At 60.7% G+C, this 19625-nt stretch carries 6 protein-coding genes and 1 tRNA gene; 4 read left to right on the top strand and 3 right to left on the bottom strand.

What is annotated here, in order from left to right; genetic code table 11:
• Positions 1 to 2 precede the first annotated feature (2 nt).
• The 3 genes from uvrC to ACA057_RS12875 all read left to right on the top strand — a co-directional run bounded on the left by uvrC (position 3) and on the right by ACA057_RS12875 (position 2558).
• On the top strand, positions 3 to 1826 hold the full coding sequence (gene uvrC / locus ACA057_RS12865) for an excinuclease ABC subunit UvrC (protein ID WP_497348845.1): 1824 nt from the start codon (positions 3 to 5) through the stop codon (positions 1824 to 1826).
• Positions 1827 to 1858: 32 nt separating this feature from the next.
• The gene (gene pgsA, locus ACA057_RS12870; RefSeq protein ID WP_401362748.1) at positions 1859 to 2419 is read left to right on the top strand and encodes a CDP-diacylglycerol--glycerol-3-phosphate 3-phosphatidyltransferase; all 561 of its coding nucleotides are present in this window, start codon (positions 1859 to 1861) and stop codon (positions 2417 to 2419) included.
• A 63-nt stretch (positions 2420 to 2482) separates the two neighbouring features.
• Positions 2483 to 2558: transfer RNA gene (locus ACA057_RS12875), tRNA-Gly, on the top strand.
• 176 nt (positions 2559 to 2734) lie between these two features.
• Here ACA057_RS12875 and ACA057_RS12880 read toward each other — a convergent pair.
• The 3 genes from ACA057_RS12880 to ACA057_RS12890 are packed head-to-tail and all read right to left on the bottom strand — an operon-like array spanning position 2735 to position 7148.
• Complete coding sequence (locus tag ACA057_RS12880) at positions 2735 to 4063, bottom strand: TolC family outer membrane protein (RefSeq protein WP_497348848.1); 1329 nt, start codon at positions 4061 to 4063, stop codon at positions 2735 to 2737.
• Position 4064: 1 nt separating this feature from the next.
• Positions 4065 to 5405 (bottom strand): HlyD family type I secretion periplasmic adaptor subunit, encoded by a 1341-nt coding sequence (locus tag ACA057_RS12885; protein WP_497348850.1) that lies wholly within the window; start codon positions 5403 to 5405, stop codon positions 4065 to 4067.
• A gap of 6 nt (positions 5406 to 5411) precedes the next feature.
• A complete protein-coding gene (locus ACA057_RS12890) occupies positions 5412 to 7148 on the bottom strand; it encodes a type I secretion system permease/ATPase (RefSeq protein WP_497348852.1) in 1737 nt (578 codons plus the stop codon).
• Between the two features lie 683 nt (positions 7149 to 7831).
• Between ACA057_RS12890 and ACA057_RS12895 the strand changes: the two genes are divergently transcribed.
• On the top strand, positions 7832 to 18880 hold the full coding sequence (locus ACA057_RS12895; protein WP_497348854.1) for a peroxidase family protein: 11049 nt from the start codon (positions 7832 to 7834) through the stop codon (positions 18878 to 18880).
• Positions 18881 to 19625: the final 745 nt, after the last annotated feature.

Consider the following 19625-nt stretch of genomic DNA (forward strand, 5'->3'; position numbering starts at 1 on the left):
AAATGACTGACACCTTCGATCCAAGCGCCTTTCTGTCGACGGTCAGCGGGCGCCCCGGTGTGTATCGCATGTTCGACAGCGAGGCACGCCTGCTCTACGTCGGCAAGGCCAAGAACCTCAAGAATCGCCTGTCCAGCTACTTCCGCAAATCCGGCCTTGCACCCAAGACGGCGGCGCTGGTCGCTCGTATCGCTCAGGTCGAGACGACGATCACGGCCAATGAAACCGAAGCCTTGTTGCTTGAGCAGACGCTGATCAAGGAATGGCGTCCGCCCTACAACATCTTGCTGCGCGACGATAAATCCTACCCATATGTCTTTCTCTCGGATGGCCAGTTTCCACGCTTGAGCATCCATCGCGGTGCGAAAAAGGCCAAGGGCAAATATTTCGGGCCCTATCCAAGCGCCGGTGCGATTCGCGAAAGCCTGAGCCTGCTGCAAAAGACCTTTTTTGTGCGTCAGTGCGAAGACAGCTATTACAAGAACCGCACGCGGCCGTGTCTGCAATACCAGATCAAACGCTGCAAGGCGCCGTGTGTTGGCCTGGTGGAGCCCGAGGTGTATGCCGAAGACGTGCGGCACTCGGTAATGTTTCTTGAGGGCCGCAGCAATGCGCTGACGGACGAGTTGTCCGCTGGCATGGAAGAGGCGGCGATCAACCTTGAGTTCGAGCGTGCGGCTGAGTTGCGCGACCAGATCTCGTTGCTGCGCCGGGTCCAGGATCAGCAGAGCATGGAAGGCGGGACGGGCGATGTCGACGTGATCGCGGCGTTCGTCAATCCGGGCGGCGCCTGCGTGCACTTGATCAGCGTGCGCGGCGGCCGAGTGCTGGGGAGCAAGAATTTCTTCCCGCAGGTGGGTATTGAAGAAGACGTATCCGAAGTAATGGCCGCGTTTCTTGGCCAGTACTTCATCAGCAGTCCCGAACGCGACTTGCCGAGCGAGTTGATCGTCAACGTGGTTCACGAAGACTTCCCGACCCTGATTGCGGCCATCGATGAACTGCGAGGTCGCGAACTGACCATCAGCCATCGGGTGCGCGGCACACGGGCGCGCTGGCAGCAATTGGCCGTCACCAATGCCGAGCAGGCGCTCGGTGCGCGCCTGGCCAACCGTCAACATGTTGCGGCACGTTTCGATGCCTTGGCCGAAGTGCTGAACCTGGACGAGCCACCACAACGTCTGGAGTGCTACGACATCAGTCACTCCAGCGGCGAAGCCACCGTGGCGTCCTGCGTGGTGTTCGGCCCCGAAGGCCCGATCAAGTCCGACTACCGTCGCTACAACATTGAAGGCGTTACCCCGGGCGATGACTACGCCGCGATGCACCAGGCCCTGACCCGACGCTTCAGCAAACTGAAGGACGGGGAGGGCAAGCTACCGGATATTTTGCTGGTGGACGGTGGTAAAGGTCAGTTGTCCATGGCCCGCGACGTGCTCAATGAACTGGCGGTGCCCGACCTGATTCTGTTGGGTGTGGCCAAAGGCGCGACGCGCAAGGCCGGTTTTGAAACCTTGTATCTGAATGATGCTGCCCACGAATTCACCTTGCGCGGCGATTCTCCCGCGCTGCATTTGATCCAGCAGATACGCGACGAAGCCCACCGTTTCGCGATTACCGGGCACCGCGCGCGTCGTGGCAAAACACGCCGCACGTCTACACTGGAGGGCGTGGCTGGCGTCGGACCGACCCGTCGACGCGATTTGTTGAAACATTTTGGTGGATTGCAGGAGCTGTCTCGTGCCAGCATCGAAGAGATCGCCAAAGCACCCGGGATCAGTAAAAAGCTCGCAGAGTTGATTTATGCAAATCTGCACAGCGAGTAGAATGCCCCCTCACCTCGTAGCCAGTTGTGCCGATGAATATCCCTAATCTGATTACCGTTCTACGCGTCCTGCTCATTCCGATCTTCATTTTACTGTTCTACCTGCCGTACCAATGGAGCTACCTGGCGTCCGCCTCGGTCTTCGCATTTGCTGCCGCCACAGACTGGCTGGATGGGTACCTGGCCCGCCGTCTTGAGCAAAGCACGCCGTTCGGGGCTTTTCTCGATCCGGTGGCTGACAAGCTGATGGTCGCCGTTGCGCTGGTGTTGCTGGTGCAAGAACACGGCAACCTGTGGCTGACGCTGCCGGCCGCGGTCATCATCGGTCGCGAGATTGTCGTTTCGGCACTGCGCGAGTGGATGGCCGAACTCGGCGCCCGAGCTCACGTCGCCGTGTCGAACCTGGGCAAGTGGAAAACCGCCGCGCAAATGCTCGCGCTGGTGATCCTGCTGGCCAACCCGTCGGACTTCACGTTCTGGGTCCTGGTGGGCTACGCCTTGCTGATGGTGTCCGCAGGCCTGACATTGTGGTCGATGGTCCAATACTTACGGGCTGCCTGGCCGCATCTGAAGACCGATGTGGAAAAGAAATAAAACTTTTTTGAATCAAGGGGTTGACGGGGCATCTGGATTCTATAGAATGCGCCTCACCAAGACGCGGGAATAGCTCAGTTGGTAGAGCACGACCTTGCCAAGGTCGGGGTCGCGAGTTCGAGTCTCGTTTCCCGCTCCAAGCATTAAAAAATGGATCTCTGAAAAGAGGTCCATTTTTTTTCGTCCAGAGAAAAGTCTTTCTTAGACTTTTGCCGCTCCCCTCCTGAAAACACTCATATCCAGCCCTAATGGGCACATTTTCCAGTACATCAATCCGGTGCACGGCTTTTTTCCAAAGTGCCGTGCCGGTGAACCTCAATTGGTGACCAGCAGTTCCGGGCCGAGGTAGTCGTTGATGTGGTCGATATCGTCGTCGCCCAGGCTGCCCACCGAAGAGGCCAGGCGCAGGCGTGACATCAAGTAGCGCAGCTTGGCCTCGAACAGATCGTGGCGCGCAACGAAGAGCAGCTCTTCGGCATTGAGAACGTCCAGGTTGGTGCTGGTGCCTCCTTCTTTGAAGCCCTTGCGTGTCGAAGTCAGCGAGCGTTCGCTGGACTCCACGGCCTTCTCCAGCGCGTGAATACGCGTGGCGCCGCTCTCTACGCCACGGTACTCACGGGTGGTGCCGGTGATCACTTCCTGGCGCGTGGCGTCGAGTTCGTCCAGCGCCTTGTAGCTGTTGGCACTCGCCTGGCGTGTCAATGCGGTGGTGCCGCCACCGCTGTACAACGGAAAGTTCACTTCCAGCCCGATTGAGCCGTAGCGGTTACGTTGATTGAGCTCGGAGATGGATTGGCTCTGACCCGCGGTGTAGCCGGCGACGAAATCCAGCGTTGGCCAGTGGCCGGCCTTGGCGCGCTTCACTTCTTCTTCGGCGAGGTCGCTGCTATGACGGCGCGCATGGATCAGCGGGCTGTCGCTCTGGGCTTTGACCAGCCAGTCCTGCAAGTTGCTCGGCAGCAGCGGTGGCGTATCGAAGCTCGGACGCAAGGTGGTCAGCGATTCGGGGGTTTCACCGATAAATTCCTCAAGCTTGCGGCGAGCATTGACCAGGCTGTCCTGCGCTTCGATCAGCTCAACCGCGGCAAGGTCGCGACGAGCGGCCGACTCGTCGATGTCGGTGACGGTGCCGTCCCCCAACTCCATGCGCCGTTTCGCCGAAGCGAGCTGCTCGTCGAAGGCGTTCAGTTTGGACTTGGCGAGGACGATGGTTTCGCTGGCCAGGAGCACGTCGAAATAGCTTTCAGCCAGACGCACCGCGGCGTCCTGACTCTTGGCATCGAACACCGCGACGCTGTAGTCGGCACGTTGCTGGCCTTGGCGGTATTCGGCCATCTTCTGTTTGTTGAACAGCGGCTGGCGCAGGCGCACGTTAGCGCCCTTGGAGGTGTAGTCGAGATCTCTGTCGACGCCGCTCTGGCGTTGGGTGCCATTGACCTTGTTGTCGTAGGCCGAGGCATTGATTTGCGGTAGCAGGCCGGCCATGCCGATGTCGCGGTTTTGCGCACCGGCCTCCTTTTCATGCACGGCGGCGCGATAGACGGGGCCTTGGTACTGCAACAGATCCCAGGCTTGTTTGAGGTCCATGGCGCTGGCCGGGAGGGACAGCGCCAGCAGGCTGAAGAACAGGCAATGACGGTCCATTTCATTGTTCCTTGAAGGCGCTGTCAACACGCTCAAGCATGGGTTTGAGCAGGTAGCTCAGCAGGTTGCGCTCACCCGTCTTGATGGTGACGCTGGCGGGCATGCCGGGACGTATGTGATTGCTGCCAAGCAGGCTCATGCCATCGGGCGTGACTTCTACCTGAGCCAGATAGAACGGTTGCTTGCTTTCCTCGTCGAGCAAGCGGTCGGCGGAGACGGTCTTCACGCGCCCGGGAATGTTCGGCGTCTGGGCATGGTTGAAGGCCGGGAAGGCGATGTCCACGGCCAGGCCGGGAACCATCTTGTCGATGGCCTGCACGGGAATCATTGCGTCGACCTGCAACGGTTCGTTGTCCGGAACGATTTCCATGATCTTGAAGCCGGGCTGAATGATCCCGCCGATGGTCGCAATGCTCAGGGACTGGACCATGCCATCGATCGGCGACCGAATCACCGTGTGGGTCACTTCATAGTCCAGCGCACGCAAACGGTCGGCCAGGGTGGTGTTTTCCTTGGCGGTGTCGGTGAGCTGCGATTCGACTTCCTTCAAGTAATCGTGCTGGCGTTGCAAGATGCGCAGCTTGATTTCGGTGGTCTGGCTACGCACGCGAGCGATGTTGTTGAGGTTCTCGGCCTGGCCGGCGGAGAGGTCGGCATTGCTGCGTTCCAGCTCAAGCAGACGGTTGCGCGGCACGTAGCCTTCGGCCGCCAGCACGCGGGTGCCTTTCAGTTCCTGGTTGAGGAAGTTGATCTGCGAGGCGCGGGCGCCATAGACCTGCTGCAGTCCATTGAGCTGCACCGCCGACGCCGCGAGGTTTTCCTGCAGGATGCTGATCTCGCCCGCGAGACCGGCACGCCGGGTGTCCAGCAGGCGTTGTTGCAGATCCATGGCGGCCACCAGGCGGTAGTCATTCCCGAAGCGCTTGAGCAATTCGGGGTCGAAGTTCACCACAGCGCGGCCGTCACGTTCCGCTTCCAGGCGGTTTTCCACCGTCTTGCTGACGATGTACTGGGCGCTGACCGCACCCTGTTCAGCAGCGGCACGCAACGAGTCGAGGCGGACCACCTCCTGGCCTTTTTTCACGGCATCGCCTTCGCGAACAAGAATGGCTTCCACGGTGCCGCCGCTCAGATGCTGCACGGCTTTGCGATTGCTGGTGACTTTCACCGTGCCTGTCGCTACCACGCCGGCATCCAGTGGCGCCAGCCAGGACCACAAGAGGAAGCCGCCGAAGCCGGCGAGCATCAGCAACATGCCCCAGCGCACGGGCTTACCAACGTCCAGATCCACCACGTTCCTGGCATCGGTGAGCATCATGTCGGTGTGTTGGCTCATTTGCATGATCGGTTACTCCCGTGCTTTGACGGAGGTCAGCGGAGTTGACGCGCCTGCAGGCATCACACTGGCCTTGCGCAGCGCTGCGAATACTTCGTCGCGAGTGCCGAGCATCTGCACGCCGCCGTCACGCAGCATCAGCACCTTGTCGACGGCGCAGAGCACATTGGGACGGTGGGAAATCAGAATCACGGTGGCGCCGCGGTTTTTGAGTTGGGCCAACGCATCGACCAAGGCCTTTTCGCCGACGTCGTCGAGGTTGGCGTTCGGCTCATCCAGCACAATCAGGTTGGGTTCTCCATACAGCGCGCGGGCCAAGGCGATGCGTTGCTTCTGGCCTCCGGAAAGCGGGCTGCCATCGGTGCCCAGACGGGTCTCGTAACCCTGTGCCAAACGCAGGATCATCTCGTGCACGCCCGTCGCCCTGGCGGCACGGATGACCGCGTCACTGTCCACTTCACCAAAGCGCGCAATGTTGTCGGCGATGGTGCCCTCGAACAGCTCCACATCCTGCGGCAGGTAACCGAGCCAAGGACCCAGCTCGCCCTTGTCCCAGGTGAATATGTCCGCGCCGTCCAGGCGCACCTTGCCGGCCTGTGCCGGCCAGACGCCGACCAACAGGCGGGCGAGGGTGGATTTGCCCGAGGCGGATGGACCGATAATGCCAAGGCTTTCCCCGGGGGAAAGGTTGAGGCTCACCCCACGCAGAATCGTGTTGCCGGTGCCAGGGGACCCGGCATACACATTCTCCACCGCCAACATGCCCAGCGGCCGCTGCAGCGACATGCTCGGCGGCCGGCGCGGATAGTCGTTGAGCATCTCGTTCAACCGGCCCCAGGCCGAACGGCAGCCAAGCAGCTGCTTCCACGACGCAATGACTTGTTCCACCGGGCCCAGCGCGCGGCCGGTGAGGATCGAGCAAGCAATCATCATCCCGGGGGTGATCTTGCCTTCGATCGCCAGCAGCGCGCCGGCGCCGAGGATCAGCGACTGCAAAGTGATACGCACGAAGCGCCCGGTGCTGCTGATCAGGGCGGCACGGTCGGAGGCCAGGGTCTGCATTTCCAGGATGCGCAAATGGCTTTGGTACCAGCGCTTGCCGATCGAGGGCAGCATACCCATGGCCTCGATGACCTCGGCGTTGCGCAGGTTGTTGTTGGCGTAGCTGGCGGAGGAGAGGGCGGCCTGGTTGGCTTCGGCCAGTGGCTTTTGTGTGGCCTTCTCGGTGAGATAAGCCAGGCCTACCAGAATCAGCGAGCCGATCAGCGTGATCAATCCGAGCAGCGGATGGATCAGATAGGCGACCAGCAGGTAGATCGGCGTCCATGGCGCATCAAAGAAAGCGAACAGGCCATTGCCGGTGAGGAACTGGCGCACCTGTGCAAGATCCTGGAGGGCCTGGGCCGGATTACCCCCGGCGCGGCTCAGGTTGCGCTCGAATGCTGCGGTGAAAACGCGTCGATTGAGGTCCATGTCGAGGCAGTTGCCGACCCGGATCAGCACGCGGGTGCGGAACATCTCCAGTGTGGCCATCAGCAGGAACAGGCCTATCACCAGGATGGTCAGCATCGTCAATGTTGTGACGTTACGACTGACCAGGGCCCGATCATAGACCTGCAGCATATAAATGGCTGGCGTCAACATCATGACGTTGATGACGCCACTGAACCCGGCGAGCGAGTAAAAACTTTGGCGGAGTCGAAAAAGCGCGTCGGCCAGTTCGGATCGGGTACTCGATTGTTTGTGCATTGGGTGACCCCCCTCTTCGAAAAGCCGTGTGCCCTTGCGGCGCAACAACTAAAAAAAGCAGTACCGCAGGCCGCTCGTTGATGTGCAGGTTGGTCGCTCTAGGGGCGCATCACCTGCCAATCGCTGCGTTGCTTCCATAGCCAGCAGCGTAGGTGGGGGCGAAACAATCTGAAATAACATTTCGCTCTAATATCGCAACGAACTATCTATAAGTCGTTTAAAAACATCTAGTTGTGAGATCTATTACCAATTGTCTGTTTTGCGTGCCGTAAAATTGACAATTTTTCACTCTGCGACTTTAGTCTCAATCATTGAGGGAGACGCGCGCCTCAAGCTTGTCAACTTTTTGGCAACGCCAGGCGTGATGATTTTCCCGATGGAGCGCACATGTCGATGATTTCGTTCTTCCGCAGAGTGAAGGGGATGTTCAAGACGTTCGCCTTTTCTTCAAGTGTCCATGGCCCGCCCAAGGCTCGGACTCGCTCTGCCTAATCGCTCTGCGAGCCCGTCTTCGCGAATTCCAGGCGCGCATCCCGGAGGGGCCATGTAACGGCTCTGCCTTCCCGTGCCAGCGCTCGCCCAAAAAAAAAGAACCAACACACTGCGCAAGCCAGCACCGGACTGAGCGCGGGAGGATTCTTATCGTCCCGTGCCCCTCCCCAAAGAGATCGAGGGCAATCAAAATGGCCAATTTCAACAAGTCGGACCTGGAATTCATCCTCAAGCAAATCTTCATCGCAGAAGCGCATGCCGACGGCGCCAGCCTCAGTGATTTACTACCCAACAGTCAGGTGCCATACGGCCTGCGCACCGTCGATGGCAGCGACAACAACCTGGTCGCCGGGCAAAGCGAGTTTGGCGCCGCGGACAATTCCTTCCTGCGCCTGCTTGATGCCCAGTATCGAGCGGCCTATGCCGCGTCAGGGACGGTGTTCGACTCGCAGCCTCGGACTATCAGTAACCTGATCGTCGACCAGACCGCCAACAACCCGGCCGCCGTAGCGGCGAACGGCGGTGCCGACCCGGTGATCAGCCCCGGTCTGGATGGCGTGTTCGGCACGGCCGACGACAAGGAAGTTTTTTTCATCCCTAACCAGTCGCCGGACGCGGGTCTGACCGCCGGCTTCAACTCGTGGATGACCTTCTTTGGCCAGTTCTTCGACCACGGCCTCGACCTGGTTACCAAGAGCAGTACCGACTTCGTGTTTGTGCCGCTGCAGCCGGACGATCCGTTGTTCGTGCCGGGCAGCCCGACCAACTTCATGGTGCTGTCACGTGCCGTGCACACCCCCGGCGCGGACGGAATTCTCGGCACTGCCGATGATAGCCAGCCCAACACCACCTCGCCGTTCGTGGACCAAAGCCAGACGTACAGCTCGCACCCCTCGCATCAGGTGTTCCTGCGCGAGTATGTCCTCAACGCGGCAGGTGACCCGGTTGCAACGGGGCGCTTGATTACCAACCGCGATCTCGGTGCCGACGGCAAGTTTGGCACTGCCGATGATGGCGACGGCGAAAATGGTGGCATGGCGACCTGGGCAGTGGTCAAGGCCCAGGCCCGTGACATTCTCGGTATCAACCTGACCGACGCCGATGTGCACAGCGTGCCGCTGCTGGCAACCGATGCGTATGGCAATTTCCTCCGGGGACCGAGCGGCATGCCGCAGGTGGTGATGCGCGTCAGCAACGGGGCTGACGGGATCGCCGGGACGGCTGATGACGTCACGCAACTGGTCGAAGGCAACCGCGATGCTCCGATCAGCCTGGCCAGCGCCGTGAGCGCCGGACATGGCTTCCTCGACGACATCGCCCACAATGCCGCGCCGGTAGTCGTCGGCGGGGTTCTGCAAGCGGACGCTGACACCGATGTCGGTAATGCGCAGCCAGCTGGGGCGGGCGGCAACAACCTGACCTACGACAACGAACTGCTGGATGCTCACTACATTGCCGGCGACGGTCGGGTGAACGAGAACATCGGCCTGACCTCCGTGCACCATGTGTTCCACTCCGAACACAACCGCCTGGTCCAACAAAGCAAGGACACCCTCCTTGCCGCCGGCGATCTGGCCTTCCTCAATGAGTGGCTGGTGGACGACGTGGCCGCGATACCGACGACACCCGCCGAGATCGCGGCGTTGGTGTGGGACGGCGAGCGCCTGTTCCAGGCCGCCAAGTTCGGCACCGAGATGCAGTACCAGCACCTGGTGTTCGAGGAGTTCGCGCGGACCATTCAGCCGCAGGTCGACGCATTCCTTGCACCCAACGGGTATGACACCTCGATCAACCCGGCCATCCTCGCCGAGTTCGCCCACGTGGTGTACCGCTTCGGTCACTCGATGTTGACCGAGACCGTCGATCGCTTCGACCCCGAATTCAATCCGCTCCTCACTGACCCGAACAACCCGGACTCGCAGATGGGGCTGATCGCGGCCTTCCTCAACCCGCTGGCGTTTGCCGGCAGCGGGGCGACTGCGGACGAAGCGGCAGGGGCGATCATTCGCGGTGTGACCCGCCAACTCGGCAACGAGATCGACGAGTTCGTCACCGAAGCGTTGCGCAACAATCTGCTGGGGCTACCGCTCGATTTGCCGGCCCTGAACCTGGCGCGTGGTCGCGACACCGGCATCCCCACGTTGAATGAAGCGCGGCGTGAGATGTACGCATCAACCGGCGACAGCCAACTCACGCCTTACATCAGTTGGGCTGACTTCGCGGACCACCTCAAGCATCCCGAGTCGTTGGTCAACTTCATCGCGGCCTATGGCACGCATGACACGATTACGGCGGCAACCACCCTGGCAGACAAACGCGCCGCAGCCTTGGCGCTGGTGTTCGGCGGTGCGGGTTCACCGGCTGATCGCCTGGACTTCCTCAACAGCGCCGGTGCCTATGCCAACGTAACGCTGGCCGGCAAGGATGGCCTGGTGGGCACTGCCGACGACGTGACGGGTGTGACGATCACGGGTCTCGACGACATCGACTTCTGGGTGGGTGGCCTCGCCGAGCAGAAAATGCCGTTCGGCGGCATGCTCGGCTCGACGTTCAACTTCGTGTTTGAAACCCAGATGGAGGCGTTGCAGGACGGCGATCGCTTCTACTACCTGTCGCGTACCGCGGGCCTGAACTTCGGCACCGAGTTGGAGAACAACTCCTTTGCCAAGCTGATGATGCTCAACACCGATGTCACCCACCTGTCGAACACCGTGTTCCTGACGCCGACGTTCACCCTCGAAGTGAATCAGGCCAATCAGTTCACTAACCTTGGCGCGGGCGGCAACGCCGATCCGACGGGCGGTCTGTTGATCAACGGCGTGGAAATCGTGCCGCTGGTGATCCGCGATAACCCCAACACTGCGGGTGCGGACAATAATTATCTGCAATACACCGGTGAAGACCATGTCGTCCTGGGAGGCACCGCCGGTAATGACATCATCGTCTCCGGCGATGGCGATGACACCCTTTATGGCGACGGCGGCAACGATCGCCTCGAAGGCGGCGCCGGGAACGATGCGGTACTGGGCGGCGCGGGCGATGACATCATCACCGACTCGTTTGGCGACAACCGTCTGGAAGGCAATGCCGGTAACGATGTGATCATCGCCGGTAGCATGCTGGCTGGAGGCAACCTGATCCTTGGGGGCGATGGCCAGGACTTCATCATCACTACTGAAGACATCAGCACCACCTTCGGCGGCCAGGGTGACGATTTCATCCTCGGCGCCAAGACCAACCTGCCCGCTACCGGCAACGAAGGCGATGACTGGATCGAAAAGGGCACCCAGGACGGTGCGCCTGGCGATAACGCCTCGCCGTTGCTCAATGACGATACGATCGGAAACGATATCTTTGTCGGTGGTGGTGGCTTCGACGAAATGATCGGCGAGGGTGGCGATGACATCTTTGTCGGCAGCGATGCCCAGGACAATATGGACGGCATGTCCGGTTTCGACTGGGTAACCCATAAAAATGACAGGGTCGGTGTGACCGTTGACCTGACCATGGCCGAACTGGCGCAGCCACACGGCAACGCGCCAAACCAGAACAACGGGGTGTTCAATCCGGTCGGCGCCTCGCCGGCCTCGATTCTCGACCGTTTTGCCGAGGTTGAAGGCTTGTCCGGTTCGCAATTCGGCGATGTGCTCATGGGCGATAATGTTGATGCGGACACTATCATCAACCACGGTGGTACCACGGGCAGTGCGCTGACCAATGTGGCGTTGATCCGCGGACTGGAGCAGTTTCTGGCCGATGCCGGTTTGCCGACCACCGGCTTTGCCACGGGCAACATCATCCTCGGTGGCAATGGCAGTGACCTGATCGAGGGTCGCGGTGGCGATGATTTGATCGATGGCGACAAATGGCTCAACGTCAGGATTGCGGTGTATGACGTCGGTGACGTCAATCATACCGGCCCCGAGATCGCCACCTTCGACAGCATGGTCGATATGATCCCGTTCATGCTGGACGGCACCTTTAACCCGGGTCAGCTCAAGGCTGTGCGGGAAATCATGCCCGGCACTTCGACAGGCGGGGCGGCTTTCGACACCGCCATTTTCTCCGGGCTCCAGTCCGAGTATGTGGTGACGCGTGATACCCGCGGCACGGCCAATGTGGCGGACGATGTCTGGACGGTGACCGACACCGAAGTGGGTCGCGACGGCACCGATACCTTGCTGCACATCGAACGCCTGCAATTCGCCGATACCCAGCAAGTGCTGGTGCCGGGGCTGAACGCACAACCGACGGGCAGGCCGACCGTCACGGACGGCAACGGCGGCGAAATCACCGTGGGCGACACACTGACCGTGAGCATGGCCGGTGTGCGCGATGGCAACAACATCGCGGTGGGCAACCTGCAGGGTTTCGTCAACAACGCTTCGGTGTCCTACTACTGGCAGTTCGAAGCCGACCCCGGCACCGGCGTGTTCGAAGACATCATCCTGCTACCGGCGGGTGACCTGGGGTTCCAAAGTGCCGACGGCACCACGTTCAAGGTCTCCCCGGATCTTGCCGGGCTGGCACTGCGGGTCAAGGCGATCTACCAGGATGGTCATGGCACGACTGAAGTGGTGTTCTCGCAGCCGACGTCCGTGGTGGTTCCCGGCGCACCGGTGGTGCCGACGGCGCAGGCACCTGTCGTCGATGCCACGGCGGGTGGCGAGGGCCTTCACATGGTCCGCTCCGACCTCAACTTCATTCTTGATCAGATCAAGATTGCCGAGGCAGACGCGGCCGGTCAGGACATTCTCTCGCTGATCCCGAATATTCGCGCGCCGTTGGGCCTGCGCGCGGTCGATGGCTCGAACAACAACCTGATGAACCTCAACGGCATCAACAACACCGAATTTGGTGCCGCGGACAACACCTTCCCGCGTTTGACCGATCCGGTCTTCAATCCGGCGGAAGGTGCTCCCGCCGGGTTCTTTGGCCCCGGCTCGCCGGCCATTCCGGGCTCGTCGTACCAGCAGACCAGCGGCTCAGTGTTTGACTCGCAACCGCGCACCATCAGTAATCTGATCGTCGACCAGACGTCGAACAACCCGGCGGCCTATGCCACGGCTTACGACGCGGGCGCGGACGGTGTGCTCAACTTCGGCACGGTGGATAACGACGACGTGCTCAAGGATGGCGTACGCATAGTCGCCAGTCCCGGCATGGATGGTCAGTTCGGTACTGACGACGACCACGATGTGTACCTGTTCGAGAACACCACTGCGGATGCGGGGTTGTCCGCGCCGTTCAACGCCTGGATGACCTTTTTCGGGCAGTTCTTCGATCACGGTCTGGACCTGGTGACCAAAGGCGGTTCGGGCACCATCTTCATCCCGCTGCAACCGGATGATCCGCTGTATGTGCCCGGTGGCAACACTAACTTCATGGTGCTGACCCGCGCGACCAACCAGCCAGGGGCGGATGGCATTCTCGGCACGGCCGACGACATCCGTGAGCACACCAACACCACGACGCCGTTCGTGGACCAGAACCAGACCTACAGCTCCCACCCGTCGCACCAGGTTTTCCTGCGCGGTTATGAGCTGACCGACAACGGCCCCGTCGCGACCGGCAGGCTGATCACTAACCGTGACCTGGGGGCGGATGGCAAATTTGGTACCGCAGACGACACTGAAATCGGTGGTATGGCGACCTGGAAGGTGGTCAAGGCACAGGCCAACGACATTCTGGGGATCCGCCTTACCGATGCCGACGTCGAAAATTCCCCGCTGTTGGCGACGGACGCCTATGGCAATTTCATCAAGGGGCCGAACGGCTTCCCGATGGTCGTGATGAAGGGGGCTGACGGTCTGGGTGGCACGGCGGATGACGTCCTTGTCGAAGGCAATCCGCTTTCCCCCATTAGCCTGACCAATGCTGTGCGCACCGGTCACCAGTTCCTCGCCGACATCGCTCACAATGCCGCGCCGGTGTTCAGCGGTGGTGTGCTCGTGCCTGATGCGGATAGCAACATCGGTAACGCAGTGCCGTTCAATCCGCAAACCGGGGCCAACCTGGCCTACGACAACGAGTTGCTCGATGCGCATTACATCGCTGGCGACGGCCGGGTCAACGAGAACATCGGCCTGACCGCGGTGCATGCGATCTTTCACGCCGAGCACAATCGGCTGGTCGCGCAGACCCAGGACACCGTACTCGATTCGGGTGACGTGGCCTTCCTCAACGAGTGGCTGCTCAACCCGGTGAGCGCGTTGCCAGTCAACCAGGCTGAGATCGATGCGCTGGTGTGGAATGGCGAGCGCCTGTTCCAGGCTGCCAAGTTCGGCACCGAGATGCAGTATCAGCACCTGGTGTTCGAGGAGTTTGCCCGGACCATCCAGCCCCGGGTCGATCTGTTCTTCGCACCGACCCAGGTCTATGACGTTGACCTCGATGCCTCGATCGTCGCCGAGTTCGCCCACACCGTGTACCGGTTTGGCCACTCGATGCTGACCGAGACCGTCGATCGCTTCGACGTCGATTTCAATGTGATTGGCGATCCGAACAGTGCTGATCCTGATCAGCAAATGGGCCTGATCGCGGCGTTCCTCAACCCGCTGGCGTACGCCGCCAGTGGCGTGACACCCGAGGATGCGACCAGTGCGATCGTGCGTGGGATGACGCGGCAAGCGGGTAACGAAATCGACGAGTTCGTCACCGAGGCGCTGCGCAACAACCTGCTCGGCCTGCCACTCGACCTGCCGGCGCTGAACATCGCCCGTGGCCGCGACGTGGGGATTCCTTCGCTCAATGCGGTTCGCCGCGAGATCTACAGCCAGACCGGTGATACCCAACTCACGCCTTACATCAGCTGGGTCGACCTGGTGCAGCACCTCAAACATCCTGAGTCGTTGATCAACTTCATCGCGGCGTATGGCACCCATGACACGATCACCGCGGCGACCACGCTGGAAGGTAAACGCGCGGCAGCCCTGGCGCTGGTATTAGGGGGTGAGGATGCGCCGGCTGATCGCCTGGACTTCCTCAACGGCACGGGTGCCTGGGCCAACGTAACCCGTGCAGGCAAAGATGGGCTGCTCGGTACGGCTGACGACCTGAAGGGTGTGACGATCACGGGCGTCGATGCCATCGACCTGTGGATCGGCGGCCTGGCCGAAGAGAAAACGCCGTTCGGCGGCATGCTCGGCTCGACCTTCAACTTCGTGTTCGAGAACCAGCTGGAAAAACTGCAGGACGGTGACCGCTTCTACTACCTGGAGCGTACCGCTGGCCTGTCAATGAACGCCGAACTGGAAAGCAACTCGTTCGCCAAGCTGATCATGGCCAACACCTCGGCGACGCACTTGCCGGGCCTGGTGTTCTCGGACCCAGGGTTGTATCTGGAAAGGGACCAGAGCAAGCAGTACAACGATGGCCTGGGCAACGCCGATCCGCTGGGCGAGAACGGCGAGCAGGTGGTGTTCCGCGACAACCCGCTGACCGCAGGGCCGGACAGCAACTACATCCGGTACTCGGGTGAAGAGCACATCGTGTTGGGCGGCACCAACAATGCAGACATCCTCATCGCCAGTGAAGGCGATGACACGGTCTGGGGCGACGGCGGCAACGATCGCATCGAAGGGGGTGACGGCAACGACCAACTGCGCGGTGGTGCCGGCGACGACATCATCACCGACCGCGGTGGCGACGATAACATCCAGGGTGGCGACGGCAACGACGTGCTGCACGGTGGCAACGGCGTCAACCTGATCATTGGCGGGTTCGGCAATGACTTCATCGTGACCGGTGAGGACGCTTCCGAGGCCATTGGGGGCCAGGGCAACGACTTCATCCTGGGCAGCAAAGCCAACGAACAGGACATGGGGAACGAAGGCGACGACTGGATCGAGAAGGGCACGTCGGACGGTGCACCTGGCGACAACTTCGACCCGGCGGGCAATGACCCGGTGATCGGCCACGATGTGTTCATCGGCGGTAACGAGAACGATAAGTTCAACGGCGAAGGCGGCGACGACATCATGGTCGGCAGTCTCGGCCTGGGTGACCGATATATCGGTGGCTCCGGCTATGACTGGGCAACCTTCAAGGGGCTCGCCCAGGGCGTGACCATCGATTTCACCGACCGCTTTTTCGATGTGCCGCCGATGCCGGGTTCGGGTGCTTCAGCGCTGGTGCGTTTCGACATCATGGAAGGTCTGTCGGGTTCATCGCACGGTGACTTCCTGCGCGGTGATAACGAAGATGCCACCTCGCTGCCGACTTCGGGTGCAACCGGCAGTGTGCTGACCCACATCAACCTGATCAACGGCCTGGCTGAATTGCTGCCAGACGGAGCGACGTTCTTCGATGGCGGCAACATCATCCTCGGTGGTAGCGGTAGCGACCTGATCGAAGGTCGCGGGGGTGACGACATCATCGATGGCGACAAGTGGCTGAACGTACGCATCAGCGTACGGGAAAACGTTGACGGCACTGGCGCTGAAATTGCCACGTTCGACAGCATGGAGCCACTGGTGCCGTTCATGCTGAACGGTACTTACAACCCGGGCCAGTTGGTCATCGTGCGGGAGATTCTGGCCGGCGATAACAGCTTCGACACGGCGTTGTTCTCCGGTAATTTGGGCGAATACGGTATCGAGGTCGATGGCGACACGGTCATCGTGACCGACTCGGTGGCAGGGCGTGATGGCGTCGATCGCCTGACGGGCGTCGAGCGTCTGCAGTTCGCTGACGTTGCGCTGGCGTCCGGAGTGGGGACCGCGCAAAACAACGACCCATCGGGTCATCTGGCCATCCTCGATGCGGCCACCGGTGTGCGTGACGAAACGCCTGTCGCTGGCCAGTTGCTGCGAGTCAGTGACAGGGGAGTACACGACGCCGACAGCCAAAGCGTAACCAATCCGACCGGTGCGGTGACGGGTGCGGTGGCTTACTACTGGCAGGTTGAAACCATTCCCGGGTCGGGCATCTTTGAAGACATCACCACTGTCGCCGCGGGTGAGGCCACGCGGGCGATCGGCACCACCTATCGGGTGGCGGACGATGTGGCGGGCCTGAACATCCGCGTCCGGGCGGTGTACCAGGATGGCAAGGGCACGCTGGAGATCGTCGATTCGTCCGGGAACAGTACACCGACCGAAGGGCCGACCGTTACCGGGCTGGCCGTGCAGAACCAGGTGTTGACCGCTGACCCGTCGAGCATCGTCGACCTCGATGGCCTGAGCAATCCGCAGTTCACCTACCAGTGGCAGGCGAACGACGGGCTTGGCTTCGTCAACATCAACGGCGCTACCGGCAGCACATTCGCGCTTGGCCAGGCTCAGGTCGACCAGGAAGTGCGCGTGGTGATCGGTTACGTGGATGCCTTCGGTGTGGCCGAAAGCGTTTCGTCCAACATCCTGGGGCCGGTGGACAACGTCAACGATGCACCGACTGCTGGGCCGACCGTCACCGGGCTTGCCGCGCAGAACCAGGTATTGACGGCTAACCCGGCGAGCATCATCGACGTTGATGGCCTCAGCAATCCGCAGTTCACCTACCAATGGCAGGCGAACAACGGGCCTGGCTTCGTCAACATCGCCGGCGCTACCGGTAGCACGTTTGCGCTTGGGCAGGCTCAGGTCGGCCAGGCAGTGCGCGTGGTGGTCAGTTACGTGGATGATTTCGGTGCGGCCGAAAGCGTTTCGTCCAACGTCCTGGGGCCGGTGGCCAACGTCAACGATGCACCGACAGGCCTGTTGCTGATCAGCGATACGACACCGGATCAAGGGCAGGTGCTGACCGCGCTGACGGGTGGGATTGCCGATGCGGATGGACTGGGTACCTTCAGCTTCCAGTGGCAGCAAGGTACTGGCGCGACCTTCACTAACATCAACGGCGCGACGGCGGCGACCTTCACCCCAGGTGCGGCGCAGGTCAATCTGCAACTGCGAGTGATCGTGCGCTACACCGATGGCTTCGGCACGCTGGAGTCGGTGACCTCTGCAGCGACAGCGGCGACGGCGATTGTAGTACAGGGCGTGACACTGCAGGGCAATGCGTTGGCAAACACCCTCACCGGCACCGCGGGTAACGATGTGCTGCTTGGCCTGGGCGGGAACGATACGCTGAATGGCCTCGCCGGTATCGACCAGTTGTTTGGCGGTACGGGCAACGACATCCTCAACGGCGGAGACGGCAACGACGTCCTCAATGGCGAGGACGGCGATGACACCCTCAACGGTGGGCTTGGCGCGGATGTCATGAGCGGCGGTGCCGGCAACGACACCTTTGTGGTCGACAACGTCGGTGACCTTGTCACCGAGGCTCTGGGGGGTGGTACTGATCTGGTGCAAGCCAGTCTGACGACCTACCAGCTCGGTACCAACGTCGAGAACCTGACCTATACGGGCACCGGTAACTTCACCGGTACCGGTAACGCGCTAGCCAACACCATCACCGGCGGGGTGGGTAACGACGTCCTCAATGGCGGTGCAGGTGCTGACCGGTTGGTGGGGGGGGCGGGCAACGATACCTACGTTGTCGATGTCGCCGCAGACGTGGTGGTCGAGGCAGCGGGTGGCGGTACGGACACCGTGCAGACGTCGCTGGCCAGCTATACGCTGGGCGCTAATGTCGAAAATCTGACCTACACCGGCGTCGGCAACTTCGTCGGCAACGGCAACGTGTTGAACAACGCCATCACCGGCGGGGTGGGTAATGACACCTTCAATGGTGGCGACGGCAACGACATCCTCACCGGCAACGGTGGCAACGACACACTGAATGGCGACGCCGGTAACGACCAACTGTTCGGTGGCATTGGCACGGATACCCTGAACGGCGGCACGGGCGATGACAGCCTCGACGGCGGTGATGGGGCGGATGTCTTGAATGGTGGCGCAGGCAACGACACGCTGCTCGGTGGTGACGCCAACGACACATTGCTGGGAGGGATCGGCAATGACGTTATCGATGGAGGGACCGGCAACAATACGGTCACGGGTGGTGCCGGCAACGACACGATGGTTGCCAGCAGTGGCAACGATATCTTCATGTTCGCAGCGGGCTTCGGGGTCGATCAGATCATCGGCTTCGACGCCGACGCGGTGGGAGGCCAGGACCGGCTCGACATTTCCTCGTTCGGCGTCACAGCGGCGACCTTTGCCGGCATCGTCATCATCACCGATGTCGGTGCGGATACCTTGATCAGCTCTGCAGGAATAGCTGACTCCATCCGCCTGGTCGGTGTGGCCGATGCAACAACCGTCACTGCCGCAGACTTCATTCTCGCCACTTGAGGTCCTGATCAGTACGGTTACAGACGCGTGAAAAGCGGAGGGGAGGGCAGGGATGCCCTCCCTCTTTTTTTTCTAAGAAACTGGCCGTTTGTTACGCTGAGAATGGATGCACCCTCCTGGCAGATCGGTAGGTCGGACAGAAGGAAACGCGTGATCAACATTTGACTGGGGAGTGGAGAAAGGGGAGCTCAACCTTGAACATTTTGATGAATGTTTCCCACCGGCTCTTAGTTGCTGAACAAGCCGATAAGACTCCAGGCTGCCCCTATCGTGAAAATGTAAAGCGTGAGTGCCAGCGAGAAGATTAGCGGTTTGATGCGCATGAGAGTGGCTCCTCGGAAGGGCAAGCATTACACGCCTGAGAGTGCCCCGGGAAAGGTGTTTTTCCAGGCGGCAACAGCTTCAAACTCTCAACGAATGCGCTAGTGAACACAGAGCATTCTCTATGCCAAAAAATTCAACAGCTTATAAACCCCCGCCGGCGGGGCAGCCTGATTCTGTGGCCCGTTCTTCATCAAAAAAGTTGCAATAGAATGCGGGTAATACAACCCGTTTATGGGGGGATTTATCGGCGCGAGGGTAGAGCGATATTACCGATAACTTCAGGTGGGAAGTGGAGGCTGGTTCTTCCGGTTGGACCTTAAAGTTGAAGTACTCCAATCGCTCTACTTTTTCCAAAGTTTGACAGGGCCGTTTACGGGACAGTGATCTGCTTCGCGGGTTGTTTAATTGAAGTGCTGCATCG

Source organism: Pseudomonas sp. LBUM1661, from assembly GCF_059695925.1.